Here is a 24,486-nt window from a genome sequence, read left to right as displayed (position 1 = left end):
GGCCGCCGGGTGGGGGGGGCCCGGGGGCCGGGGCGCCTTATTACCGCAGGGCCCCCGGCCGCCGTCGTGCTTCAGCTGCTCCAGCCGCCCCGGGTGCAGCTCACACGGTTCCAGTGAGCGTGTTGCACTGGTTGATGTCCCCGCTCTGGAAACCGCGCATGAACCAGGTCTGGCGCTGCTGGCTCGAGCCGTGCGTCCAGGACTCCGGGTTCACGCGGCCGGTCGCCGACTTCTGGATGCGGTCATCGCCCACGGAAGAGGCCGCCGAGAGAGCGTCCTGGACGTCCTTCTGCGTGATCTGCTGCAGGTAGGGCTTGCCGGTGGCCGGATCGTTCACAGTGCTCGCGTAGTGCGCCCACATCCCCGCGTAGCAGTCCGCCTGGAGCTCCACCCGGACGCTGCCCGACTGGGGGCCCTGGGGGTCCTTCTGTGCGTAGCCCAGAGTGCCCAGGAGATCCTGGACGTGGTGGCCGTACTCATGCGCCACGACGTATTCCTGCGCGAGCGGGCCGCCGGAGGATCCGAAGCGGCTCACGAGCTCGTCGAAGAACCCTGGATCGAAGTAGGCCGACTTATCGCCGGGGCAGTAGAACGGCCCGACGGCGGTCGTGGCCGGGCCGCAGGCAGTGGAGGTCTGGCCGCTGAAGACGACCGCTTTGGGGTTCGTGTACTTCACGCCCTGCTTGCTGAGGTACGGTGCCCAGAATGCGTTGACGCTGTTGACCGTTCCGACAATCCGGCAGTCGAGCCGCTGGGAGGCGTCCGCACCCGTCTTGCACGTGCCCGTCCCGTTGCTCGCCCCGGTTCCCGCGGGCGCCTGCTGCTGGCCCGTGTCCTGGCCGCTGCCGGTGAGATCGGACAGGATGCCCGGGTTGACTCCGAGAAGGCTCAGGACGATCACGAGAATGGCGCCGCCTACGCCGCCGCCGATCATGGTGCCTCGCCCGAGTCCGCCACCCCCGCCGCGCCGGTCCTCGACCTGCGACGGATCGAGCTGGGCACCGTCGTTGAAACTCATGACCCTAGGGTAACTTGCAGTGTGTGACGGCAGCCGGTGGGCGGAGGGAACCGCGCCGATAGACTGGGGGGATGCCTTTTCTGGACCGTCTCTCGCGGTGGGCTGCGCAGAAGCCGCACGAGCCCGCAGTGGTCTGCGGAGATGATCGGCTCTCATGGGTGCAGTTGCACGACGCCGCCGCGGCCCTGGCCCGTTCGGGGGAGCCGACCGCCGTCCTGCGCGCAGGGAACAGCGTGGACTTCGCGGTGCGCTGGGCGGCGGGCGTCGCGGGGGAGCGGGAGTGCGCCGTGCTCGACCCGGCCTGGCCGCGGGATCTTGCGGACGACGTCGAACGGCGCCTCGCGGACCGGTGGGGCACCACGGTTGGGGGCAGGCTCGGCCCCGAGGAGCTCGCCGACGGGGCTCCGGAATCGACTTTCCTGGTGGGCCTGACCTCCGGCACCACGAGCGTGCCCAAGGCGTTCAGCCGGTCCCGCGGCTCCTGGGTCCGCTCCTTCGAGGCGTCTGCGGCGGCTTTCCGCCTCTCGCCCGAGGACCGTGTCCTAGCGCCCGGGCCGCTCTCAGCCAGCCTCAACCTGTACACGCTCTCCGAGTGCCTGTGGGCGGGCGCCACCTTCCATACGCTTCCCTCGTTCGACGTGGCAGATGCCCACGCCGAGATCAGCCGCCGCGGGATCACGCGCCTCGTGCTCGTTCCCACGATGCTGAGGGTCCTCGCCGAGCGCGGCCTCACCGGGGATGTCGACGCGAGCGGCATCAGCGCCGTCGTGTGCTCGGGCCAGAAGCTCGACCGGCGTACGCTCGAGGCCGTGCGGCGCTGGGCGCCGCAGTCCGTCGTCTGGGAGTATTACGGCGCCTCGGAGCTCAGCTTCGTCGCGGCCAGCCGGCACGATCCTGGCACCGGGCCCGCTGAGGTGGGGACCGGCGTCGGGCGTGCGTTCGACGGCGTGAGCCTCGCCATTCTCGACGACGCGGGCCAGCCGGTGCTCGGCGGCGAGACGGGCAACATTGCCGTGCGCAGCGACCTCGTATCCAACGGGTATGTGTGGGGCGACGACGGCCAGGCCTTCATCCGGTTCGGTGACTGGTTCACGGTCCGCGACCAGGGGTTCCTCGACGGTGACGAGCTCCACGTGCTCGGCAGGACGCAGGACATGATCAATACGGGCGGCCACAACGTCTATCCCCACGAGGTCGAGGCGGCCCTGGGGATGCTTCCCGGCGTCGCCGAGGTGGTCGTGACGGGCATCCCCGACGACGTGCGCGGGCAACGGGTGGTTGCGGGGATTGTCCCTTCCCATGCGGGGCTCTGCCAGACGCAGGTCCGGGCTGGGCTCGAGGGACGGCTCCCGCCCGCCAAGCGTCCGCTGCAGTACCTCGAGCTCGATGAGCTGCCCGTGACCGAACGCGGGAAGGTCTCACGGCGGGAGCTCCAGCGCTGGGTGCTCGAGGGGGACTCGCGTGCCCGAGCGCTTGCGTAGCCTGCCGGGCGGGCCTCTCGTCGTCGAGGGGCTGAGGACGCCGATAGTCCGTGCGGGGACGCTCCTGCGAGGGGTGCCCGTGCACGGGCTCCTCGCGCCGGTGCTGCGGGCCCTCGTGGACCGGACCGGCGTCGACGAGTCGCTGCTCGCCGACGTCGTTGTGGGCAATGCCGCTGGCGGCGGTGGGAATCTCGCGCGGCTTGCGTCGCTGACGGCCGAGCTGCCCGAGGCTCTTCCGGGGCTGACCGTAGACCGGCAGTGCGGCTCGGGCCTCGATGCGGTCATCCTTGCGTGCCGTCTGGCCCAGGCCGGCGCGGGCGAGGCGTTCCTCGCAGGGGGAGCGGAGTCGATCAGCACCGCGCCGGTGCGCGGGCGGCAGCAGCCCGACGGCTCCGTCGAGTTCTACCGCCGCGCGCAGCACGCTCCTACAGGGCTCGGCGGAAAGCCCGACGGCGAGCCCGAGGCCGACGATCCCGAGATGGGCTATGCCGCCGAGACCGTGGCGCGCGAGGCCGGGATCTCCCGCGAACGGCAGGATGCGCTCGCGCTCCGCAGCCATGCGCGCGCCCTCGCGGCGGCCGCTTCGGGGACGTTCGACGGCGAACTGGTCCCCGTGCGCGCGGGCGGAGACTCCCAAGGGAGCTGGGTTCGGGCAGACAACGGCCCGCGGCCCAAGCTCGATGGGCGGATCCTCAAGCGCTTCCCCGCGGCCTTTGTCGACGGCGGAACGGTCACGGCCGGCAACTCGTGCTTCGATGCCGACGGTGCGGCCGGCGTACTCGTGGCGACGCGGGAGGCCGCAGCAGGCCTCGTAGACCTGCTCGGCCGGGCCACGCTCGCGTTCCTCGGCGCCGAGACCGTCGGCGTGGACCCTCGGATGCTCGGACTCGGCGCGGCGGCGGCCGTGGAGAAGCTCCTTGCGGGTGCAGGGATCGCGATCGGTGACCTGAGGGCCGTCGAGTTCAATGAGGCGTTCGCGGGCCAGGTCCTCGCGTGCACGGACCGGCTGGGGCTGCGCGGCGCGTCCCTCGACGCCGTGCTCAACACCGAGGGCGGCGCCCTCGCGCTCGGGCACGCCTACGGCGCCTCAGGTGCCGTTTCCGTGGTCAGGCTCCTCGCCCGTGCCCAGTCGCTTCCCGAGGGTTCGCTGTGCCTGGCCATGATCAGCTCGGCCGGAGGCATCGGCACCGCAGCCCTCTTCGAATCGGTCCGCCTCTAGCCGCCCCACCTCCCGTTGTGGGGTCTCTGGCGACCTGTTGCGGGGTCTCTGGCGACCGGTTGGGGGGCCTCTGGCGGCGGTTCGCGTGGCACAGGACCCCGCAACGCTCGGCCAGGGACCCCGCAACGCTACGCCAGAGACCCCGCAACGCTCGGCCAGAGACCCCACAACGGGAAAAGGGGAGGGGGAGGGAAGGCCAGGGGCGCTGGGTTAGTCGTCGCCGAGGCCGCGGGCGGCGAGGGCGTCCCCGGTGCGGCGTGCATAGGCCACGGCGGAGAGCACCACGGGCACGGTGCGGGCCCGCACGCTCCGCTCGAGGCCGCGGGCGCGCGCGGAGTCACCCACCTCCGCGAAGGAACCGGCGAGGACGGGGATGCTGCGGATCATGATGGCGATTGAGAGCGCGAACCGCTCCGGGTCCGCGCCGAAGCGCCGGAAGGGGCGCGCGAGGGCCGCGACGCCGTCGAGCAGATCCCGCAGCGGGACCGTCGCGGTGAGCAGGCCAGCAGCCACGAAGCACAGGAGCAGATTGGCCACGATCCGGGCTGCGGTTGCCGGCCCCTGCTGCCACCACTGGAACGCGAGGAGGACTGCAGCGAGGGGCACCACGAGCTTCCATGACGCGACCAGCCGGCGGATGCCGAGCCCGGCGGACAGCCATGCAGTGACCACAGCGCCAAGCGCGAGTATTGAGACACGCCAGTCGAGCAGGACAAAGCTTGCCGCTCCCGCGGCCACGACGCCCACGAACTTGGCCCACAGCGGCGCGCGGTGCAGCCACGAGCGGCCCGGCACGTAGCCGGCCAGCAGCCCGCCGGAGTCCCTCGAACGCATCAGCTGCCACCCGCCGTCGTGCGCCCCGCAGGATCGACCGGTGCCGGATCGACGCGCGCGTGATCACCGCGCGCTTGATCACCGTCGGCTGAACGGACGGGTGTCGCATCCGCCGCGCACAGCGCACGGTAGAACGAGACCGCCGCCGCGGGCGCGCCGTCGAACGCTATCCGCCCGTGCTCGACGACGAGGACGCGATCGGCATCGAGCGCGAGATCGAGATCGTGCGTTGAGAGGATGACCTGCTGCGGCAGGCCCGCAAGCGTGCGGCGCAGGAGCTCGCGGTTCCTCAGGTCCAAGAGGGTGGAGGGCTCGTCGAGCACGAGCACGTCAGGTTCCACCGCGAGCACGGCCGCTAGGGCCATGAGCTGCCGTTCGCCGCCCGAGAGCTCGTAGACACTTTGGTCGGCGAGCGCGCCGAGGCCGAACCGGTCGAGGACAGACTGCGCCGCGGCGGACCGCTCGGAGCGCGAGCGGTGGCGTCGGCGCAGGGAGAGCTCGACGTCTTCCCTGCCCGTGGGCATGACGAGCTGCGAGAGCGGGTCGGTGAACACAAAACCGACGCGCTGGCGCACCTCGCGCCCGTCCCGGACGGTGTCGAGACCGTCGACGCGCACGGCACCCGCCGTCGGCTCGACCAGGCCGTTGAGCAGCCGCAGGAGGGTCGACTTGCCCGAACCGTTCGCGCCCACGACGGCGATGCGCGCCTCGGTCAGCGACAGCTGGATGCGATCGAGAAGCACTTTGGACGCGGGCCGCGGCGAAGGCCCGGCATCGGGGGCGTCGAGGGCAACGGCGACGGTGACGTCGTCAAGCTTGATGGCTGCCATGGGCTACTTGACGCGGCGGACGAGCACGTCCGGGAACGCTCGGTGGACGGCGGTGGCGGCGATGGCGGCGACGATGTTCTTGAGGATGTCGCCAGGGTAGTAGGCGAGGTCCGCGAGGAAGGCGGCGTTCCACGAGAGCTTGAGGTTGAGCATCATGCCGAGGACGCCGAGCCCGTGGACCACCACGACCAGGACAAGCGTCGCGGCGAGGAAGAACCACAGTGCGCGGCGCCTGGCGGAGAAGCGCCTGATGATGAACTGCGCGGCCAGACCCAGGACGAAGGCGCCCACGAGGAAGCCCACGATGTATCCGCCGGAGCCGCCCGCGAGGATCTGAAGCCCGGCGCGGCCCCCCGAGAAGATCGGGAGCCCGGCGAAGGCAAGGACCAGGTAGAGGCCGACAGCTGCCGCCCCGCGGCCTGCACCGAGCACCAGGCCGGTGAGCATGATGGCGAGGGTCTGGAGAGTGATCGGCACGCCGAACGAGCCGACCGGGATGCCGGGGACCAGCGCGGACGCCGCGATGAGGGCGGCGAAGACGGCGATGAGGGCGAGGGATCGGGCATCCCACGGACGGCGCGGGGCGGCGGTGCCCTCTCCGGCGGGTGCGCTCTTCTGGCTCATGGTTCCTCCTGGACGGGCTGCACACTCATTCTGACTCTGAACGCTACGCGCCGCTGCTGGCAGCCATTTTGTCGGCACTGCACGAGGCACGGGGCTCCCGCGTTGGTGCACATCTACAACTCCGTGGCTGCCGACAAGTCGCCGGCCCGGGGCCATCAGGAGACCTGACCCTGCCGGAAGTGCCCGCGTAAGCCGCAGGTGTTTGATTGGCTACAGGTCTGGCGGGGCAGTGGGAGGCCGGGGCTAGTATGGCTCCCGTGCGCTGTGTGATATGCATCATGGCGATGCGCATCAGGCGGTGGCGGTCCGCGACTCGGGAGGTCTCCCATGGCAAGTCCGCTGCAGTGGCCGGTTCTGCGGCAATTCCTCGAGCATGACCCGACGGGCCGGCATCACGCGGCCAAGTCGCGCGCCACGGAGGAGCTCACCGCACGCATCGAGACGGCCGACCGCGTCGTCGACTCGATCTGCCCCTTCTGCGCGGTCGGCTGCGGGCAGCGGGTCTATGTCAAGGACGAGAAGGTCGTCCAGATCGAAGGGAACCCCGATTCTCCGATCAGCCGGGGCAGGCTCTGCCCCAAGGGATCGGCGTCGCTCCAGCTGACCACGGGCGACGCACGGGAGAAGTACGTGCTCTACCGCCGGCCGTACGGGAGGGACTGGGAACGCCTCGACCTCGAGACCGCGATGGACATGGTGGCCCAGCGCGTCGTCGACACCCGCCGGGACACGTGGGAGTGGGAGGCCCACGATGTTCGGACGCGGCGCACGATGGGCATCGCGAGCTTGGGCGGCGCCACGCTGGACAACGAGGAGAACTACCTCATCAAGAAGCTCCTGACGGCGCTGGGCGTCGTCCAGGTCGAGAATCAGGCGCGTGTCTGCCACAGCTCGACCGTCGCCGCGCTCGGCACGAGCTTCGGCCGCGGGGGGTCGACCACCTATCTGCAGGACCTCCAGCGGGCGGACTGCATCATCATCCAGGGATCCAATTTCGCCGAGGCCCACCCGGTCGGATTCCAATGGGTCATGGAGGCCAAGGAACGCGGTGCGAAGATCATCCACATCGACCCGCGGTTCTCCCGCACGAGCGCCCTTGCCGACACTTTCGTGCCGATCCGGGCGGGAACGGACATCGCCTTCCTTGGTGCCCTCATCAACTGGGTCCTGACCCACGAGGCGTACTTCCGCGAGTACGTTGTCAACTACACCAACGCGGCCACCATCCTGCGGGAGGACTTCCGGGACACCGAAGACCTCGACGGGCTGTTCTCCGGCTTCGATCCGGAGGGGCCCAACTACGACCAGCAGACCTGGCAATACGAGGGTGCCGACGTCGCAGCCTCCTCCGGCGAGCGCGAGTCCCAGGCGCACGAGAGCGGCACGACGCTCGGCGAGTCGGGGCATGGACACTCACACGGCTCCGGAGGTCCCTCGCTTCGCGGCGACTGGCGACGGGACGAGACGCTCCAGGACCCGAGGTGCGTCTTCCAGACGCTCAAGCGCCACTACGCGCGGTACACGCCGGAGATGGTCGAAGAGGTCTGCGGGGTGCCGCGGGAGCTGTTTGCCGAGGTCGCGGAGGCCATCACCGCCAACTCAGGGCGCGAGCGGACCACGGCGTTCGCGTACGCCGTGGGCTGGACTCAGCACACCACGGGCGTCCAGTACATCCGGTCAGCTTCCGTCCTGCAGCTGCTGCTGGGGAACATCGGCCGCCCGGGCGGCGGCATCATGGCCCTGCGCGGGCACGCGAGCATCCAGGGGTCGAGCGACATCCCGACGCTCTTCGACCTCCTCCCCGGCTACCTGCCGATGCCCCACGCCGAGCAGCACATGGACCTCGACGGCTATGTCGAGGCGGACTCGGCGGAGCGCGGCTTCTGGGCCAACATGCGTTCGTACATGGTCAGCCTGCTCAAGGCCTACTGGGGGGACGCCGCAACGGCGGAGAACGACTACTGCTTCGACTACCTGCCCCGCATCACGGGAAGCCACGGCACCTATGAGACGGTCGCCGCGCAGCTTGAGGGCCTGTGCAAGGGCTACTTCCTCCTCGGCGAGAACCCAGCCGTCGGCTCGGCCAACACCCACCTGCAGCGCGCGGGCATGGCCAAGCTGGACTGGCTCGTGGTGCGCGACTTCTCCCTCATCGAGAGCGCGACGTGGTGGAAGGACGGCCCCGAGATCGCCACAGGCCAGATGAAGACGCAGGACATCGGGACCGAGGTGTTCTTCTTCCCTGCGGCCTCGCACACTGAGAAGAGCGGCAGCTTCACCAACACCAACCGGCTGGTCCAGTGGCACGATCAGGCGGTGGAGCCCGACGGCGACCGTCGCAGCGACCTGTGGTTCATGTGGCATCTGGGCAACCGGATCCGGGGCCTTCTCGCGGACTCGGCGGATCCGGCAGACCGACCGTTGCTGGACCTCGCGTGGGACTACCCGACGGTCGGGAGTCAAGGCGATCCGGATGCCGACGCCGTCTTCGCCGAGATCAACGGAAGGAAGGCGGACGGCACGCCGCTGTCCGCCTACACCGAGCTCAAGGACGACGGGTCGACGTCGTGCGGGTGCTGGATCTACTGCGGGTGCAGGGCCGACGGCGTCAACCAGGCGGCGCGGCGGAAGCCGCACACTGAGCAGAGCATCTCGAGCCGGGAGTGGGGCTGGGCGTGGCCGGCCAACCGCAGGGAGCTGTACAACCGGGCCTCGGCGGACCCCGAGGGTCGTCCGTGGAGCGAGCGGAAGAAGCTCATCTGGTGGGACGAGGACGCCGGCAGATGGACGGGTGACGACGTGCCCGACTTCGAACCGACGAAGCCGCCATCGTATCGTCCGGCCGAGGGCGCGCTCGGTGTCGAGGCGATCTCCGGCGTCGACCCGTTCATCATGCAGGCCGACGGCAAGGGGTGGCTGTACACCCCGGCCGGACTGGTCGACGGACCGATGCCGGTCCACTATGAGCCGCAGGAGTCGCCGTTCCCCAACGCGCTGTACTCGCAGCGGCGCAACCCCGTGCGGAAGCTGATGCCCCGCGAGGGCAACCGCTACCATCCCAGTGGCGGCGAGCGCGGTGCAGACGTCTACCCCTATGTGCTGACGACGTACCGTCTGACCGAACACTTCACCGCCGGTGCGATGACACGGTGGCTCCCGTATCTCGCGGAACTGCAGCCGGAGGCCTTCTGCGAGGTCTCGGCCGAGCTCGCCGCTGAGCGGGGCCTCACCAACAACGGATGGGCCACGCTCATCTCCGCTCGGGGGGCCATCGAGGCACGGGTCCTCGTGACCGGGCGGATGAAGCCGCTCAGAGTGCACGGCCGGACCCTCCATCAGATCGGCATGCCGTACCACTGGGGGCCGAATGGCCTCACGCGCGGGGACGCGATGAACGAGCTCTCGTCGATCGCGATGGATCCCAATGCCCATATCCAGGAGGTCAAGGCGCTCACGGTGGACATCCGCCCTGGTCGCCGGCCGCGTGGGCCTTCCCTGCCAGCACTGGTCGAGGAGTACCGCCGGCGCGCCGGGATAGACGAGCACACGGGCATCGACACGCACACAGGCGACGAGGGAGTCAAGGCATGAGCACCACGCAACTAGGGATGCCCACGATCGGGGTTCCCCGCAAGGGATTCTTCACCGACACCAGCCTGTGCATCGGGTGCAAGGCGTGCGAGGTGGCGTGCAAGGAGTGGAATCAGATCCCCGCCGACACGTCGCTCAAGCTGACCGGGGAGTCCTTCGACAACACCTCGTCACTTGGTGCCGACACATGGCGGCACGTCGCCTTCATCGAGCAGAAGGTGCCAGCGACCGATCCCTCGGCGCACGACGGCGTCAAATGGCTCATGTCCTCGGACGTGTGCAAGCACTGCACCCACGCGGCGTGCCTCGACGTGTGCCCCACGGGCGCCCTCTTCCGGACCGAGCATGGGACGGTCGTGGTGCAGCAGGACGTCTGCAACGGCTGCGGCTATTGTGTGTCCGCGTGTCCCTACGGCGTCATAGACCAGCGCAAGGAGGACGGGCGCGTCTTCAAGTGCACGATGTGCTACGACCGGCTCGGAGCGGGCGAGGAACCGGCCTGTGCGAAGGCCTGTCCCACCAAGTCCATCCAGTACGGAGAGCTCGACGAGCTGCGCGAGCGAGCCGACGCGCGGCTCGAGGAGCTGCACGAGCGCGGCGAGGAAGGGGCCCAGCTGTACGGCCGCGACCCGGAGGACGGCGTGGGCGGCGACGGCGCGTTCTTCCTCCTGCTCGACGAGCCCGAGACCTACGGACTGCCACCGGACCCGATCGTCACGACGCGTGACCTGCCGGCGATGTGGAAGCGTGCCGCCGGCGCCGCGGCAAGCCTCCTCGCAGGCGCCGCGCTCGTCTTCTGGGGAGCCAGGAAGTGAGCCCGCGCCGCGGTCGCACCGAGGAGTTCACCTCGTATTACGGGAGGCCGATCCTCAAGGAGCCGACGTGGCAAGCGCTCGACATCGCGGGCTACATCTTCGCGGGCGGCCTTGCAGGAGCGTCCTCGATCCTCGGAGCGGGCGCGCAGCACACCGACCGGCCCGGGCTCGAACGCAGCGCGAAGCTCACGGCGCTGGCGGCCATCTCCGCGTCTGTTGTTGCCCTCGTCCATGACCTCGGTCGGCCGGAGCGCTTCGTCAACATGCTTCGGGTGGCCAAGCCCACCTCGCCGATGAGCGTGGGCTCGTGGATCCTGTCTGCCTACGGTCCGCTCGCCGGTGCGACCGCGGCCGCCAACGTCCTCGGAATCTTCCCGCGGGCCGGGAAGGCCGCGGGGATCGGTGCGGGGATCACGGGGTCCGCCGTTGCGACGTACACGGCCGTGCTCCTCGCCGACACCGCGGTGCCGGCCTGGCACGACGCCCACGAGCGGCTGCCCTTTGTCTTCGCGAGCAGTGCGGCCGCGTCTGCCGGGGGCCTCGCGGCGGCGCTTGCTCCCATTGCGCAGGGACAGCCCGCCCGGCGCATGGCGATCGGCGGGGCCGCAGCAGAGATCGCGCTGAGCGTAGCGGTGGAGCGGAGCGGCAACCTCTCGGCCGAGACGCTCCACGAGGGCCGCGCCGGCGTGCTCCTGCGCCTGTCGAAGGCCTTCACGGTGGGCGGTGCCGTGGGCCTCGCGTTGGGGGGACGGTCGTCGCGCGTGGTGAGCACGCTGTCCGGCCTAGCGGTGGCCGCGGGCTCGGCGCTCCTGCGGTTCGGCCTCTTCGAGGCTGGCCGCGCGTCCACGCGCGACCCGAAGTACGTCGTCGTGCCGCAGCGTGAGCGGCTCGCGGCGCGTCAGGAGGCGGCGGTCGGGGCCGATACCATGGGGTGAGGCCCATATCCGGGCCGCATCCCCCGAAAGGCTCTCCCCGACGTGATCACTGTCTCGAACCTCGAACTCCGCGCTGGCGCTCGCCTGCTGATGGATGAGGTGAGCTTCCGGATCGACAAGGGCGACAAGATCGGGCTCGTGGGCCGCAACGGCGCGGGCAAGACGACGCTGACGCGTGTTCTCGCGGGCGAGGGTCTGCCGGCCGCCGGAACAGTGACCCGGACGGGGGAGATCGGCTATCTGCCGCAGGACCCGCGCACCCCTGACATGGAGCAGCTCGCGCGTGACCGGATCCTGTCCGCACGGGGGCTCGACGTTGTCGTGCGGAAGCTCCGCGAGGCCCAGACGGACATGGCGAGCGATGACGCCGAAGTCCAGCGCAAGGCCATGGGACGCTACGACCGGCTCGAGTCCGAGTTCCTCGCGGGCGGCGGCTACGCGGCCGAGGCCGAGGCCGCGGCGATCTCCGCCAACCTCGCGCTCCCGGACCGCATCCTCAACCAGCCGCTGCGGACCCTCTCCGGAGGCCAGCGACGCCGCGTCGAGCTCGCGCGGATCCTCTACTCGGGCGCCGACACGCTGCTCCTCGACGAGCCCACCAACCACCTCGACGCCGACTCGATCATGTGGCTGCGCGACTTCCTCAAGGCCCACCAGGGCGGCCTCATCGTCATCTCGCACGATGTCGAGCTCCTTGAGGCCACCGTGAACAAGGTGTTCCACCTCGATGCGAACCGCGCGGTCATCGACGTCTACAACATGGGCTGGAAGCGCTACCTCTCCCAGCGCGAGACCGACGAACGGGCACGACGCCGCGAGCGCGCCAACGCTGAGAAGAAGGCAGCCGTCCTCCTCGACCAGGCGAACAAGATGCGGGCGAAGGCCACGAAGGCCGTCGCGGCACAGAACATGGCCAAGCGCGCGGAGCGCATGCTTGCGGGCCTTGCTGAAGAGCGGACCTCCGACCGCGTGGCCGCGCTGCGCTTCCCGGAGCCCGCGCCGTGCGGCAAGACGCCGCTCACGGCCGAGGGACTTTCGAAGTCGTACGGCTCGCTCGAGATCTTCACCGACGTCGACCTCGCGGTGGACCGCGGCTCACGCGTGGTCATCCTGGGTCTCAACGGTGCGGGCAAGACGACGCTCCTGCGCATGCTGGCCGGCGTCGACAAGCCGGACACCGGCGAGGTCATCCCCGGGCACGGGCTCAAGGTCGGCTACTACGCCCAGGAGCACGAGACCCTCGACACGAGCCGGTCCGTGCTCGAGAACATGCGCAGCGCCGCCCCGGACCACCTCGGCGACGCCGATGTGCGCGGCATCCTCGGCTCGTTCCTGTTCCAGGGCGACGACGTCGACAAGCCGGCCGGAGTCCTCTCCGGCGGTGAGAAGACGCGCCTGGCCCTGGCCACGATCGTGGCCTCGAGCGCGAACGTCCTCCTCTTGGACGAGCCCACCAACAACCTCGACCCCGCGAGCCGGCGGGAGATCCTCGGCGCCCTCAAGACCTACAAGGGTGCCGTGGTCATGGTCAGCCACGACGAGGGCGCCGTCGAGGCGCTCAATCCGGAGCGTGTCGTGCTGCTCCCGGACGGCGTCGAGGACCTGTGGAGCGCCGACTACCTCGACCTCATTACGCTGGCCTGACAGGATTCGAAGGCGCTCAGCGCCGACTGCGCTCTACACCGACAGCGCTCAACCGTGCGTGGGCTCAACCACCGGGCCTACCGGACGGCGAGCGCCTCGGCGTCCGTGACCCGGGTGAGGTCCGCGTAGCTGATCGAGAGCATCGACTGGTGGTCTCCGGCCCCCGCCCACAGCAGCGGGTACCCGGCCAGATGGACGTCGATGAGCGTACGGAGCCGCTCTGGATGGCCCACGGGTGCGACGCCGCCCACGCGCTGCCCCGTGTGCTCGAGCACGAACTCGGGTGACGCGCGGCGCACCTTCCCTCCGAGTGCGCGCGAAACGAGCTTCGTGTCCACGCGCGCGGCGCCGCTCGCGAGGATGAGGAGGGGCGCGCCGTCGTGCTCGAAGACGAGGCTGTTCGCTATCGCGCCCAGTTCGCAGCCCAGCGCCTGGGCGGCCGCCGCAGCGGTCGGCACGTCGTCCTCCAACGTCACCACACTGTCCGGCAGCCCGGCAGCGACGAGGGCCGCCCTGACGCGGTCGACGGCGGGCCGGTCGCCCGCCGTTCCCGCCGTCAGTGGAACCCCTGGGCGTCGAGGAGGGCGTCCTCTTCCTCTTCGGTCGTCGGCCGGCGCTTCTTCCTGGGCGCGAACCGGGCGGCCCGCGCGGCGGCCTCGCTCGCGGCGCGGCGCGCGTCCTCGCGGGAGGACCCTGCAGCGGCATCATTCGTGCCCGCGTCGGCTGGCTCGCGATGGTCGAGCTCGGCTGCCGCTGCGGCAGCCGCCGTCTCGGCGGCTGCGTCGATGGCATCGTTCTTCGCCTGCTGGCGCGCCGCGTAGCCGAACCCGATGAACATGAGCACGGCGAACGCGAGCCACTGCAGGGCGTAGGAGAGGTGCATGCCCTCGTCCGGTTGAGGTTTCGGCAGGGACGCTGGCGTCTGCGCGGGCGCGGGACTCTCGCTCGCGAGCATCCCGTACGCGCCGGCCAGAACCGGGTAGGGCAGCTGCTGGGCGAACCCCGGCAGATCGATGGAGGCGAGCTGTCCTTCGGGCGCCCCCCGGTCGAGCGCGGGCTCGCTCGGGCGCAGACGCACGACGACGGTCGTTGGCCCCGCGGGAGGGGCTGGGACCGCATCGGGCCGGCCTGCCTCCTTGTTGCCGATCGGGAGCCAGCCGCGGTCTACGACGACCGTCTGCCCCGAGTCGAGCCGGAACGGGACCACGACCTCGTAGCCGGGCTGGCCCGAGTTCGGCCGGTTCCGGACCACGCGGGTCTGGGCGGTGTCGTAGGAGCCGCGGAGCTCGATCTGCTTCCACTCGCTCTCGGTGCGCATCGAGACGAAGTCACCCGCGGCCTGGGCGAAGGGGACCGGGGCCGCGTCGTAGTTGCGGGTCACGAGGTCGATGTTCGCCTTGGCCTCATCGAGGCGCGCCATCTGCCACCGGCTCAGGAGGACGCAGGCGATCGCGAACACGATGGCCAGCCCGAAGTACGTGAGCCAGCGACGGGACACCAGGAAGCGGTACATCAGCCGTGCACCTCCTCGAACGGGAGCGTCTCCCGCCAGAGCATGCGCGTCCGCAGGTAGTCCTCAAGCCAGTCCCGGTGCTCGCCGCACGCGAGCCAGACCTTACGGCGCTCGGGGGTGTGGATGCGGGGGTTGTTCCACAGGAGCCTCCACTGGGCGGTGTCACGGCAGCCCTTGCGGGAGCACATCGGTACCTCGGGAGTCTCGCCGCCTTCGCTGGGCAGCATGCTGAAGAGGCTCACGCGGCACCCGTCTTCGGGTCGGTCCTGCCGTCGTTCGGCGCGTTGTCGTCCCGCTCGTCGTCGGTCGCTTCGTCGTCGACCATCTCACCCTGGATCGTCTCGGGGCCTCCGGCGTCGTCGTCCTCGAGATAGCCGGTCCCGAGCTCGCCGTAGGAGACGTGGTCAACGAGCTCGCTGTCGAACGACTCGGTCTGCGTCTGCGCGTTGGCGATCACCACCGCGATCCACGGCAGGAAGACGGCTCCAGCCACGGCGATGAGCTTGAACCAGCCGTCGAGGAAGAACAGGGCGATGATGCAGAGCACGCGGATGCCCATCGCGAGCGAGTACCGGACCATTCGCTGGTGCATGTCCACGCTGTGTCCGGGAGCGGCCGAGGTGATGCTGTGGACTTCTGCATCGCCCGGGGCGCTCTCAGCAGCGCCGTCGTCGGCATACTCACCGCCGGCTGCGCCGGTCTTGCGGCCTTCAGGATCTTTCGTCATCACACTCCCAAGCACCCTCCATTGTTCCACTCCGGCCTGTGGACCGCCGAATCTGAGCGATTCCGCGCGATGGTGCCGGAGCCTTGGCTAGGATTCACCCAGAACCGGCGCCGACCCGCGGCGCCCCCCAACGATCCTAGGAGCGCCAGTGAGCCCGGAAGCCCCGTCCCCGCGCAGCGTCCTCATCACCGGAGGCAACCGCGGCATCGGCCTCGCGATCGCCAAGGCATTCCTCGCCAACGGCGACAAGGTTGCCGTCACGTACCGCACCCCGTCCGAGCTGCCGGCGGGCATCCTCGGCGTGCAGGCCGACGTGACGGATGAGGCGTCCATCGATGCCGCCTTCAAGGCAGTCGAGGAGGCCCACGGCCCCGTCGAGGTGCTCGTTGCGAACGCCGGCATCACCAAGGACACGCTTCTCCTGCGCATGAGCGAGGAGGACTTCACCTCTGTCCTCGACACGAACCTCACGGGCGCCTTCCGCGTGGTCAAGCGCGCCTCAAAGGGCATGATCCGCCTCCGCAAGGGCCGCGTGGTCCTCATCTCCTCGGTCTCCGGCCTGTACGGCGCCCCGGGGCAGATCAACTACTCGGCGTCGAAGGCCGGCCTCGTGGGGCTGGCCCGCTCGCTCACCCGCGAGCTCGGCTCGCGCGGCATCACGGCGAACGTCGTGGCCCCCGGCTTCATCAATACGGATATGACGGCCGAGCTCCCGCAGGAGACGCAGAAGGACTACCTCTCCCGGGTACCCGCCGGCCGCTTCGCCGACGCCGACGAGGTCGCGAACGTGGTCCGCTGGGTCGCGAGCGACGAGGCCTCCTACATCTCGGGCGCGATCATCCCCGTGGACGGCGGCCTCGGGATGGGCCACTGACCCTCCACCGTCCGGGCTGGCATCGGGCCCGTTGGAGGTTTCCGACAACGACTCGGCCCGGCTTGTGCTGGCATGATGGGGACCAGTCACCGACATTTTGGCCTGATCAGACAAATCCTGATCGGAAATGAGGAGCTCGCATGGGACTTCTGGACAACAAGACCGCGATCGTCACCGGATCATCGCGGGGCATCGGCGCCGCGACCGCGAAGCTGCTGGCAGGCGAGGGTGCGGCCATCGTGGTCAACTACCGCCAGAAGGCGCCGCGGGCCAACAAGGTCGTGGCTGAGATCGAGGCGGCCGGTGGCCGCGGGATCGCCGTCGGCGGCGACCTGACGAACCAGGCCGACGTCGACGCCCTCGCCCAGGCGGCCATCGACACCTTCGGCTCACTCGACGTGCTCGTCCTCAACGCCTCGGGCGGCATGGAGTCGGGCCTCGGCGAGGACTACGCCCTACGCCTCAACCGTGACGCCCAGATCGCCATGCTCCAGGCCGCGGCCGAGCGCATGAAGCCAGGTTCCCGCGTGGTGTTCGTCACGAGCCACCAGGCGCACTTCATCGACACGGTCGAGACGATCGGTGCCTACGAGCCCGTGGCCCGCTCGAAGCGTGCGGGAGAGACTGCGCTCCGCGAGCTCATCCCGTGGCTCAGCGAGAAGGGGATCACGTTCGTCGTCGTCTCCGGTGACATGATCGAGGGCACCATCACGGCGACCCTTCTCGACCGCGCCGAGCCGGGTGCCATCGAGGCGCGCCGGGAGGCGGCAGGGAAGCTCTACTCGGTCGAGGAGTTCGCCGCCGAGGTCGCCAAGATGGCCACGGCCGACGTCGAGACCGGCCACACCGAGCTGGTCGGCGGCGCGCAGCAGTTCGAGGCCTAAGCGCCAGAGACCCCGCAAGTAGGCGCCAGAGACCCCGCAACGCAGCCGGCTGCGTTGCGGGGTCTCTGGCGGGTCGTTGAGGGGTCTCTGGGCGCGGCTCAGACCCCCGCGAGGTGGCGCACCACGTCGAGGTACGGAAGGTCGATCGCGGCATCTGCCGCCGCACGGACGGCGGGCTTCGCGTTGAAGGCGATGCCGAGGCCCGCGGCGCCCAGCATGTCGAGGTCGTTCGCGCCGTCGCCCACGGCGATGCACTGCTCGAGCGGGATGCCGTGCTTCCCAGCCCACTCGCGGAGCATCTGCTCCTTGACCCCGCGGTCCACGACCTCGCCGAGCACCTTGCCCGTAAGTGTCCCGTCGACCACCTCGAGCTCGTTCGCGCGCCAGTGGTCGAGGCCGAGCCGCTCGGCGAGCGGGGTGAGGATCTGGTTGAACCCGCCCGAGACCACACACACCACGTGCCCCGCGGCGTGGAACGCCTCGATGAGGTCTTCGGCGCCGAGTGAGAGCACGACGGCGTCCCGCACCTTCGCGATGACGTCCTCGGGTAGCCCGGCGAGGGTCGCGACGCGCGCGTGCAGGCTCTGCGCGAAGTCGAGCTCGCCGCGCATCGCCGCCTCGGTCACGGCCGTGACTTCCTCCCTCTTGCCCGCGTAGTCGGCGAGCAGCTCGATGACCTCCTGCTGGATCAGGGTCGAGTCGACGTCCATGATCAGGAGCCTGCGCCCCGTGCTTCGCGCCTCGACGGGGACGAGCGACGCGGAGAAGCCCAGCGCGGCCAGAGCGTTCCGCGCGGCGGTGGCCTGCCCGCCGTCGAGCGTCACCTCCGCAGCGAGGACCGCGTAGCGCGTCTCGTCGCGCGCCGCAGCAGGCGCGGTGAAGGGCCCCACGACGGCGCCGAGAACCTCGAGGGCGCGCGCCGCGGCGGAGGCCGCGCGGGCGTCGAGCGTCGGGGCATGGAGGACGGCGGCGAAGTGTGCTGGCATAAGCCCAGAGTCTATCCGCCGCATGAATGCAGCCCGGAGTTCGCGGCGGGCGAACCAACTGCACTAATGTCAGGAGCCATGAGCAATGTTCTCCAGCTGTCTGGCGTCAGCGTCGTCCGCGGGACGAAGAAGCTGCTGGACGGCATCAACTGGCAGGTTAACGAGGGCGAGCGCTGGGTCGTCCTGGGGCCCAATGGCGCAGGCAAGACCACCCTCCTGTCGCTTGCTGCGGCGCGCCTGCACCCGACGAGCGGTCGGGTCGAGATTCTCGACGAGACGATGGGCAAGGTCGACGTCTTCGAGCTGCGCCCGCGCATCGGCCTGTCCTCCGCAGCCCTCGCGAACCAGATCCCCGAGGACGAGAAGGTCCTCAACGTCGTCGTGACCGCGGCCTACGGGGTGACCGGTCGGTGGCTCGAGGAGTACGAGAGGGATGACGAGCGCCGCGCCTTCCGCCTCCTGAACGAGTGGGGCATGGGCCCGCTGCTGGGACGCATGTTCGCCTCGCTCTCGGAGGGGGAGCGCAAGCGTGTCCAGATCGCGCGGGCCCTCATGACCGATCCCGAGCTTCTCCTCCTCGACGAGCCCGGTGCGGGCCTCGACCTCGCCGGCCGCGAGGAGCTCGTGTACAAGCTCTCCGAGCTGGCGAAGGACGACGACGCGCCCGCCCTCGTGCTCGTCACCCACCATCTCGAGGAGGTACCGCCGGGCTTCACCCACGTGCTCCTCCTGCGCGACGGCGGCGTCGTCGCTTCCGGTCCCATCGGATCGACCCTCACCGAGGAGAACCTGAGCGCGACGTTCGGCCTCCCGCTCGACGTGCGCGCCAACGACGGTCGCTATACGGCGGTTGCCAAGGCTGTCACACCACAGGACGGGGCGGCTGCTCAGTCTGTGCAGACCGCGTGATGGGGTTCTGGGGCGACGTCCTCATCTTCCTCGCTGGCCTGTGGGCCGGCACGATCAACACCATCGTCGGCTCGGGCTCGCTTGTCACGTTCCCCGTGCTGGTGGCGCTCGGCTATAGCCCGGTCAACTCCATCATCTCGAATGCGATGGGACTTGTGGCAGGGGGCTTCTCGGGGGCCTACGGCTACCGACGCGAGGCGGTGAGCGCCAAGCGGACCCTGGTCAAGCTCCTGCCGGCATCGCTCGTCGGCGGGCTCTTGGGCGCGTTCCTGCTCCTGCACCTGCCGGAGTCCGTCTTCGGGTACGTCGCGCCGGTGCTCATCGTCGTCGCCATTCTGCTGGTGATCTTCCAGCCGCGCCTGTCGGCGTGGGCCAAGGCACGGCAGTCCCTCGAGCACATCACCCCGGAGCAGGCCGATCTGCAGAAGATCCCGATGGTGCTGTACATCCTCGTGTTCCTCATCGGCGTCTACGGCGGCTACTTCACTGCCGCCCAGGGGGTCCTGCTCATGGGCGTGCTCGGGGTCTTCTTCCACGGGACGCTCCAGCAGTCAAACGCGATCAAGGTGGTCCTCAGCCTCGTCGTGAACCTCGTCGCCGCTGCCGCCTACCTGCTGTTTGCGTTCGGTCGGATCGACTGGCTCGTGGTGCTGCTGATCGCGGTCGGCTCCACGCTCGGCGGCTTCCTCGGCGCTGGCATCGGCCGGCGTATGAAGCCGATCGTGCTGCGCATCGTCATCGTCGTCCTCGGCGTCGTGGCTCTCGCGAACCTCCTCAGCAAGCTCTTCCATGGGTGACGTGCTTGCGGATGCGGAACAGCACGTCGGCCCACAGATCGTGCGCCTGACCTCGGCCGACGACCCCCGCGTGGCCGATTACACCCAGCTCACGGACGTCCACCTGCGCAAGGTCCGGGAGCCCGCGGAAGGGCTGTACATCGCGGAATCCTCCAGGGTGCTGCGGCGGGCCCTCGAGGCGGGGCACCGGCCTCGCTCGTTCTTCCTCGCGGACAAGTGGCTCGAGGGCCTTGCGGACGTCCTCGCCGCGCACCCAGACGTCCCCGCCTACGTGGGCACCCCCGACCTCCTCGAGGAGATCACTGGGTTCCACCTCCACCGGGGCGCGATGGCGGCCATGCACCGCCCCGAGCCCGTTCCGGTCGAAGAGCTCCTCGTGGGTGCGAACCGGGTCGCAGCGCTCGAGGAGAAACGACGTTCGAGGATCGCAGTCCTGGAGAACCTTACGGACCATACGAACGTCGGTGCAGTCTTCCGCAGCGCCGCAGCGATTGGCGTCGACGCCGTGCTGGTGACTCCGCAGTGCGCTGACCCGCTCTACCGCCGCTCGATACGTGTGTCGATGGGCACCGTCTTCCAGGTGCCGTGGACGCGGATTGAATCGTGGCCCGCCGACGTCGCGCTGCTGAAGGAGGCCGGCTACGTCGTGGCCGGGATGACGTTGGGGGAGGGCGCGATCACGCTCGACGCGCTGGTCGCCGAGGACCACGAGAACCTGGCGCTGGTCTTCGGCACCGAGGGGGAGGGCCTGGCCCCGGATACGGATCAGGTGCTGGACCGGCGGGTCACGATTCCGATGATGAATGGCGTGGACTCGCTCAACGTCGCCGCGTCATCGGCGGTCGCCTTCTACGCGACGAGGTAGCGGGCCGGTATCACCGACCCATCTGGCTGCGGTGCCTGTCGCCAACTGCACAGGGTGCCTCCCCAGCACCAACCGGCACCGGGGGAACTCACGCTCCACTAGACCCGGGGCGGTTCACCCGGACCTCGGCATCGTTACGGGATGACGTTCTGGTTCAGCTTGAAGAGATTGGTCGGGTCGTATTGCTGTTTGAGGGCCTTGAGCCGCCCGTACTTCTCGTCGCCGTATGCGGCCTGGACGGAGGCGTCTTCGGCGGTGAAGTTGACGTACACGCCGCCGGTGTCGAAGGGCGTGAGGGCTGAGGCGAAGCTGCGTACCCAGGCCAGGTTGGCGTCGTCGTCCTCGGCTTGATCCCAGACGCCGACGATGTTGAAGCAGAACGCTGATCGCCGGTCCCCGAACGCGGTGGCACGGTCATGTACGCGGGGGATCGCCCCTCCCATGTGGTGGAAGTCGAAGGTGCTCGCCGGGGAGGGCATCGCCGATGTGTGCTCGACGATGACGCCGATCAACGAGTCCGTCAGCGCGGCGGTGTAGCCCGACTTGAGGTAGCAGCGGACTCCGGGCGGCAAGTCCTCGTCGAGCATGGACTGCAGCTGCGGGTATGGCATGGGCTCGATCAGGTCCACCTCGGGCTGGAGGTCTCGCAGCGGCAGCAGCGCCGCCTCGGCATCAGCGGGGTCACCGCAATGGCAGGCCAGCACCGCCAGTGCCGGCCTGCCGTGCATCGGCGCGGGCACGAAGTCAGCTGCCGGCGCAGTGACCATCGAGAGCCAGGTTGTGAGCTCGTCCGGGCAGGCGGATACGTAGTCGCGGTATGCCCGCATCACCCGCCCGGCCCGATTCGCGGCGAACAGCATCAGCCCACCGATCACGTCAGCCACGGGATGCAGCCGGAACTCGAACTCTGTGACGACGCCGAAGTTTCCTCCGCCCCCGCGCAGCCCCCAGAACAGTTCCGGGTTTTCCGACTCGCTGGCCCTCACGATCTCTCCGGTGGCAGTGACCACCTCAGCGGAGAGGAGGTTGTCGCACGCGAGACCCCATCGGCGCTGCAGCCAGCCGATCCCGCCGCCGAGCGTCAGGCCTGCAATCCCGGTGGTCGAGACCAGCCCGCCGGTGCTGGCCAGTCCGTGCGCATGCGTGGCGGCGTCATAGACGGCCCAGGTCACGCCTCCCTGCGCCCGGGCCACCCGACGATCGGGGTCGACCTGAACGGTACGCATCGCGGAGAGGTCGAGCACCATTCCGCCGTCGCACGTCGAGAACCCAGCGAAGCTATGGCCCCCGCCTCGAACGGCCAGCAGCAGGCCGTGCGTGCGGGCGAAGTTGACCGCAGCGACGACGTCATCGCTCGAGCGGCAGCGAGCTATCATGGCAGGCCGCCTGTCGATCATCCCGTTCCAGACGTGGCGGTACTGGTCGTACAGCTCGTCGCCCGGGGCGACCAGCTCGCCCGCGAGCCGATTGCCCAGACCGGCAACGTCGTCCGGGTGGAGCTCCGCAGATGACATGAGCCAGGTCCTTTCCCGCAGCCAGACCCAGAGGCTGCACCCATGGTGGCCCCCGGCCCGGGGCGGTGTCGAGTCTCACCGACATCGATTTCGCCACGGTGTTAGGTCGGGATCGGGTCGTGCGGTCTGGCGAGTGGGAAGGTGGGTTCAGGTGCTGAGTTGTTGGTGGATGGCGTTGGTGTCCAGCCAGACGTTCTCGCGGGAGATGAGGCCGTCAGCGAACTCCCAGACGTGCAGGATGCGAAAGGTGACGGCGCGGCCGTGTCCAGCGATGCCGAGCATCGTTCCGGTGACGACGGCCCGGTGGAGGACATCTTCCACGCAGAAGTTCTGGCCGTAGCGGCGCGGCACGAGGGGTTCTCGGCTCTCTCCCTGCACGTTCTGGTGCAGGTCGGCGTAGAAGGCGCGGACGGCCGCGCGCCCTCGTAGTGGGTGGATCGGGGATCCGACGACGTCGTGGTAGACGTTGGGGTGGAGCGTGGCCATGGCGGCATCGAGGTCGCCACTGTTCTCCGCTTCCCAGTGCCGGTCGATGAGCTGGTCCATTGCATGGCGGTCCATGGGTTCGGCCTTCCGTTGGGGTCGCGTGGTCATGGCGTGCTCGGGGTGCGGTGGGTGGGCGCTGTTTGCGGCATGCGGCCTCGTCGGGCGGCGATGGCGAGGACGGCTTTGAGCAGTGCGGGGACGACGAGGTAGACCATGAGCGGGACCAGAGCCACCGTGAGGACGAAGGTGCGCAGGACGGGCGGCCAGGCGGCGTCGAACGGTGCCATGGCCCACAGGCCCCCGGTCACCAGCGGGAACAGGGCAAGCCAGGTGACGGCCGCGCGGACGTGGATTGACGGAACTGCCGGTGGTCTCGAGGTGGGTTGCATCGGTCGGTCCTCCCAGATCGGTGCCGCCCGGTCATGGCGGCGACTGGTCTCTACGTTCCGAGGTCCTGGGGCCAGCCACCATCCCCAGGATCGGGGGATCCGGGATGCGATGCGTGATCCGTGCGACCGCCCGGAGGCGCACGGCTGTTCGGGCGGCCCGGGCCACCCCCGGTGCCGGGGGTTCCCAATCCGGCCGGGTGCTGTCACGCTTCCGTCATGGGGACAAGCACGGCCCAGCGGCGTAGCCGTGAACGCATTGTGCGCATTGCCGAGGCGGGCCTAGATGCGGAGTCGCTGCGGTGCGAGGTCGTGGCTGAGCTGCGTCGGGCCATCGGGTTCGATGCGTGGTGCTGGCCGCTGATCGATCCCGCATCAAACCTCATGACCACTGGGATCGGTGAGATCCCCCACTGGGCTGGGTTGCCGCGGGTCATGGAGCTCCGGGAAGCTGCCCCTGACGTGTTCACCCAGCTGCACTCAGTCCCGGACCGCGCCGGTGAGCACGTCGAGGCGCTCTCGCGCGGCACGCGCGGGGACTTGGCTCGCAGCATCGAGTGGCGCGAAGTGCTCGGTCCTGCGGGGCTGGGCGACGAAATGAGAGTCGCGTTCGTCGATACGCGCCACTGCTGGGCGCAGCTGCACCTGTTCCGCGGTGCACATGACAGGCCATTCGACGACGAGGACGCGCAGCTCATGCACCAGATCGATCAGCCCGTTGCCGCTGCCCTGAGACGCGCGATGGCAAGGCCAGTGGGGTCCGATAGCGGCGTGGACTTCGCGGTCGGCGTCATGATGATCGACCAGTCGTTGCGCGCCACGGCTCAGACTCCCGCCACCGGGCAGTGGCTCGAGTACCTCCAGCCGGCCGCGGTGCCCTACGGCACCACGGTGCCGGCATCGCTGTTCCAGCTGGCGGCCCGCGTCCGTTACGCAGCCCAGTCCTCCGGGAATGGTCGAGCGAACGCAACGTGCCGCGTGCGGCTGCGTTCGGCCGACGGCTGCTGGGTCCTGGCCGAAGGCCAGCGGTTGGACGATGCCACCGGCACCGTGGTGGTGACGCTCCGCAGGGCCTCTCCCCGCGACGTGTTCGACCTTGCGTGCCTGGGGTACCGGCTCTCGGCTCGGGAGACCGAGATTGCGGCGTTCCTGGTGCAGGGGCTTGATACCGCAACGATCGCGCGGCGCCTGTTCGTCTCTGAACACACCGTCTACGACCACGTGAAGTCCCTCTTCGCCAAGGCCGGGGTGCACAGCAGACGAGAACTCGTCGCCGTGATTGCCTGACGCGACGCCTTCACAGCTGGGAGTTCAGCGACAACAGCGGGAGCCTTGGGATCCACACGACGCCTCCCATGGGGGCGATTCGGGGCTCGTGTCTCCGCGCTGGCTCATAGAAACGTCACCCAACAGCGACCACGTCCATCGGTGTCTGTTTGGGTGAAGTAGTCCTGCAGGTCCAAACAGCGTCTGGTCACAGACCACGGAGCGCGGCGCCTTCGACGGGAAGGCGCCCCGCTCCCGGGGCGGTTGAGGCGCCGGCCGGTGGTGCGC

At 69.6% G+C, this 24,486-nt stretch carries 24 protein-coding genes; 12 read left to right on the top strand and 12 right to left on the bottom strand.

Annotation, left to right across the window (positions count from 1 at the left end; genetic code table 11):
• Nucleotides 1–100 precede the first annotated feature (100 nt).
• Entirely contained in the window at nt 101–1,018 is a 918-nt protein-coding gene (locus RBS60_RS05075) for a neutral zinc metallopeptidase (RefSeq protein WP_307956454.1), read from the bottom strand.
• 71 nt (nt 1,019–1,089) lie between these two features.
• Between RBS60_RS05075 and RBS60_RS05070 the strand changes: the two genes are divergently transcribed.
• Together RBS60_RS05070 and RBS60_RS05065 are read left to right on the top strand one after the other, a co-directional pair.
• Nucleotides 1,090–2,499: an AMP-binding protein gene (locus RBS60_RS05070; protein WP_307956453.1), complete on the top strand. Its 1,410-nt coding sequence runs from the start codon at nt 1,090–1,092 to the stop codon at nt 2,497–2,499.
• Nucleotides 2,480–3,718 (top strand): thiolase family protein, encoded by a 1,239-nt coding sequence (locus RBS60_RS05065; protein WP_307956452.1) that lies wholly within the window; start codon nt 2,480–2,482, stop codon nt 3,716–3,718. Before RBS60_RS05070 ends, RBS60_RS05065 begins: the two co-directional genes overlap by 20 nt.
• Before the next feature lie 210 nt (nt 3,719–3,928).
• On the opposite strand, the gene RBS60_RS05060 is transcribed toward RBS60_RS05065, so the two are convergent.
• From RBS60_RS05060 to RBS60_RS05050, 3 genes are read right to left on the bottom strand one after another with little or no spacing between them, the layout of a single operon-like run.
• Entirely contained in the window at nt 3,929–4,552 is a 624-nt protein-coding gene (locus tag RBS60_RS05060) for an energy-coupling factor transporter transmembrane component T (RefSeq protein WP_307956451.1), read from the bottom strand.
• A complete protein-coding gene (locus RBS60_RS05055; protein WP_307956450.1) occupies nt 4,552–5,382 on the bottom strand; it encodes an ABC transporter ATP-binding protein in 831 nt (276 codons plus the stop codon). Before RBS60_RS05055 ends, RBS60_RS05060 begins: the two co-directional genes overlap by 1 nt.
• Nucleotides 5,383–5,385: 3 nt before the next feature.
• A complete protein-coding gene (locus tag RBS60_RS05050) occupies nt 5,386–6,006 on the bottom strand; it encodes a biotin transporter BioY (protein ID WP_307956449.1) in 621 nt (206 codons plus the stop codon).
• 327 nt (nt 6,007–6,333) lie between these two features.
• Between RBS60_RS05050 and fdh the strand changes: the two genes are divergently transcribed.
• From fdh to RBS60_RS05030, 4 genes are read left to right on the top strand one after another with little or no spacing between them, the layout of a single operon-like run.
• Entirely contained in the window at nt 6,334–9,597 is a 3,264-nt protein-coding gene (gene fdh, locus RBS60_RS05045) for a formate dehydrogenase (RefSeq protein ID WP_307956448.1), read from the top strand.
• Nucleotides 9,594–10,412, top strand: coding sequence for a 4Fe-4S dicluster domain-containing protein (locus RBS60_RS05040; protein WP_307956447.1), 819 nt, complete (start codon nt 9,594–9,596; stop codon nt 10,410–10,412). Before fdh ends, RBS60_RS05040 begins: the two co-directional genes overlap by 4 nt.
• Nucleotides 10,409–11,347: an NrfD/PsrC family molybdoenzyme membrane anchor subunit gene (nrfD, locus tag RBS60_RS05035; protein ID WP_307956446.1), complete on the top strand. Its 939-nt coding sequence runs from the start codon at nt 10,409–10,411 to the stop codon at nt 11,345–11,347. Before RBS60_RS05040 ends, nrfD begins: the two co-directional genes overlap by 4 nt.
• A gap of 42 nt (nt 11,348–11,389) precedes the next feature.
• A complete protein-coding gene (locus RBS60_RS05030) occupies nt 11,390–12,991 on the top strand; it encodes an ABC-F family ATP-binding cassette domain-containing protein (protein WP_307956445.1) in 1,602 nt (533 codons plus the stop codon).
• Between the two features lie 77 nt (nt 12,992–13,068).
• On the opposite strand, the gene RBS60_RS05025 is transcribed toward RBS60_RS05030, so the two are convergent.
• The 4 genes from RBS60_RS05025 to RBS60_RS05010 are packed head-to-tail and all read right to left on the bottom strand — an operon-like array spanning nt 13,069 to nt 15,231.
• On the bottom strand, nt 13,069–13,551 hold the full coding sequence (locus tag RBS60_RS05025) for a YbaK/EbsC family protein (RefSeq protein WP_374049241.1): 483 nt from the start codon (nt 13,549–13,551) through the stop codon (nt 13,069–13,071).
• Nucleotides 13,548–14,504: an SURF1 family protein gene (locus RBS60_RS05020; protein ID WP_307956443.1), complete on the bottom strand. Its 957-nt coding sequence runs from the start codon at nt 14,502–14,504 to the stop codon at nt 13,548–13,550. The genes RBS60_RS05025 and RBS60_RS05020 overlap by 4 nt, the downstream gene beginning before the upstream one ends.
• Nucleotides 14,504–14,731, bottom strand: coding sequence for a hypothetical protein (locus RBS60_RS05015; protein ID WP_307956722.1), 228 nt, complete (start codon nt 14,729–14,731; stop codon nt 14,504–14,506). Before RBS60_RS05015 ends, RBS60_RS05020 begins: the two co-directional genes overlap by 1 nt.
• An 11-nt stretch (nt 14,732–14,742) precedes the next feature.
• Nucleotides 14,743–15,231 carry a DUF3099 domain-containing protein gene (locus RBS60_RS05010; protein WP_307956442.1) on the bottom strand — a complete coding sequence of 163 codons (489 nt, stop codon included), beginning with the start codon at nt 15,229–15,231 and terminating at the stop codon, nt 14,743–14,745.
• 148 nt (nt 15,232–15,379) lie between these two features.
• Between RBS60_RS05010 and RBS60_RS05005 the strand changes: the two genes are divergently transcribed.
• Both RBS60_RS05005 and RBS60_RS05000 read left to right on the top strand, forming a co-directional pair.
• Nucleotides 15,380–16,105: a beta-ketoacyl-ACP reductase gene (locus RBS60_RS05005; protein ID WP_307956441.1), complete on the top strand. Its 726-nt coding sequence runs from the start codon at nt 15,380–15,382 to the stop codon at nt 16,103–16,105.
• Between the two features lie 140 nt (nt 16,106–16,245).
• Nucleotides 16,246–16,989: an SDR family oxidoreductase gene (locus RBS60_RS05000; protein ID WP_307956440.1), complete on the top strand. Its 744-nt coding sequence runs from the start codon at nt 16,246–16,248 to the stop codon at nt 16,987–16,989.
• 98 nt (nt 16,990–17,087) lie between these two features.
• Here RBS60_RS05000 and serB read toward each other — a convergent pair whose 3' ends face one another.
• Nucleotides 17,088–17,975, bottom strand: a complete 888-nt coding sequence (gene serB / locus RBS60_RS04995) for a phosphoserine phosphatase SerB (RefSeq protein ID WP_307956439.1) — start codon at nt 17,973–17,975, stop codon at nt 17,088–17,090.
• Between the two features lie 78 nt (nt 17,976–18,053).
• On the opposite strand from serB, the gene RBS60_RS04990 reads away from it, so the two are divergent.
• The 3 genes from RBS60_RS04990 to RBS60_RS04980 are packed head-to-tail and all read left to right on the top strand — an operon-like array spanning nt 18,054 to nt 20,546.
• Complete coding sequence (locus tag RBS60_RS04990) at nt 18,054–18,884, top strand: ABC transporter ATP-binding protein (protein ID WP_307956438.1); 831 nt, start codon at nt 18,054–18,056, stop codon at nt 18,882–18,884.
• Nucleotides 18,884–19,681 carry a sulfite exporter TauE/SafE family protein gene (locus RBS60_RS04985; RefSeq protein WP_307956437.1) on the top strand — a complete coding sequence of 266 codons (798 nt, stop codon included), beginning with the start codon at nt 18,884–18,886 and terminating at the stop codon, nt 19,679–19,681. The genes RBS60_RS04990 and RBS60_RS04985 overlap by 1 nt, the downstream gene beginning before the upstream one ends.
• Complete coding sequence (locus tag RBS60_RS04980) at nt 19,674–20,546, top strand: RNA methyltransferase (protein WP_307956436.1); 873 nt, start codon at nt 19,674–19,676, stop codon at nt 20,544–20,546. The genes RBS60_RS04985 and RBS60_RS04980 overlap by 8 nt, the downstream gene beginning before the upstream one ends.
• A gap of 134 nt (nt 20,547–20,680) precedes the next feature.
• Here the strand turns inward: RBS60_RS04980 and RBS60_RS04975 are convergent, their stop codons facing one another.
• From RBS60_RS04975 to RBS60_RS04965, 3 genes are all read right to left on the bottom strand, one after another.
• Complete coding sequence (locus tag RBS60_RS04975) at nt 20,681–22,060, bottom strand: FAD-binding oxidoreductase (RefSeq protein WP_307956435.1); 1,380 nt, start codon at nt 22,058–22,060, stop codon at nt 20,681–20,683.
• Between the two features lie 147 nt (nt 22,061–22,207).
• On the bottom strand, nt 22,208–22,621 hold the full coding sequence (locus tag RBS60_RS04970; RefSeq protein ID WP_307956434.1) for a nuclear transport factor 2 family protein: 414 nt from the start codon (nt 22,619–22,621) through the stop codon (nt 22,208–22,210).
• A 29-nt stretch (nt 22,622–22,650) separates the two neighbouring features.
• On the bottom strand, nt 22,651–22,935 hold the full coding sequence (locus RBS60_RS04965) for a hypothetical protein (protein WP_307956433.1): 285 nt from the start codon (nt 22,933–22,935) through the stop codon (nt 22,651–22,653).
• Between the two features lie 216 nt (nt 22,936–23,151).
• On the opposite strand from RBS60_RS04965, the gene RBS60_RS04960 reads away from it, so the two are divergent.
• Nucleotides 23,152–24,219, top strand: coding sequence for a helix-turn-helix transcriptional regulator (locus tag RBS60_RS04960; RefSeq protein ID WP_307956432.1), 1,068 nt, complete (start codon nt 23,152–23,154; stop codon nt 24,217–24,219).
• The last annotated feature ends 267 nt before the right edge of the window (nt 24,220–24,486 follow it).

Origin of the sequence: Sinomonas sp. ASV486, from assembly GCF_030908215.1 — a bacterium.
Classification (GTDB): domain Bacteria; phylum Actinomycetota; class Actinomycetes; order Actinomycetales; family Micrococcaceae; genus Sinomonas; species Sinomonas puerhi.
Note: the sequence above shows the minus strand (reverse complement) of the source record. Positions and strands in the feature narration are given on the sequence as shown.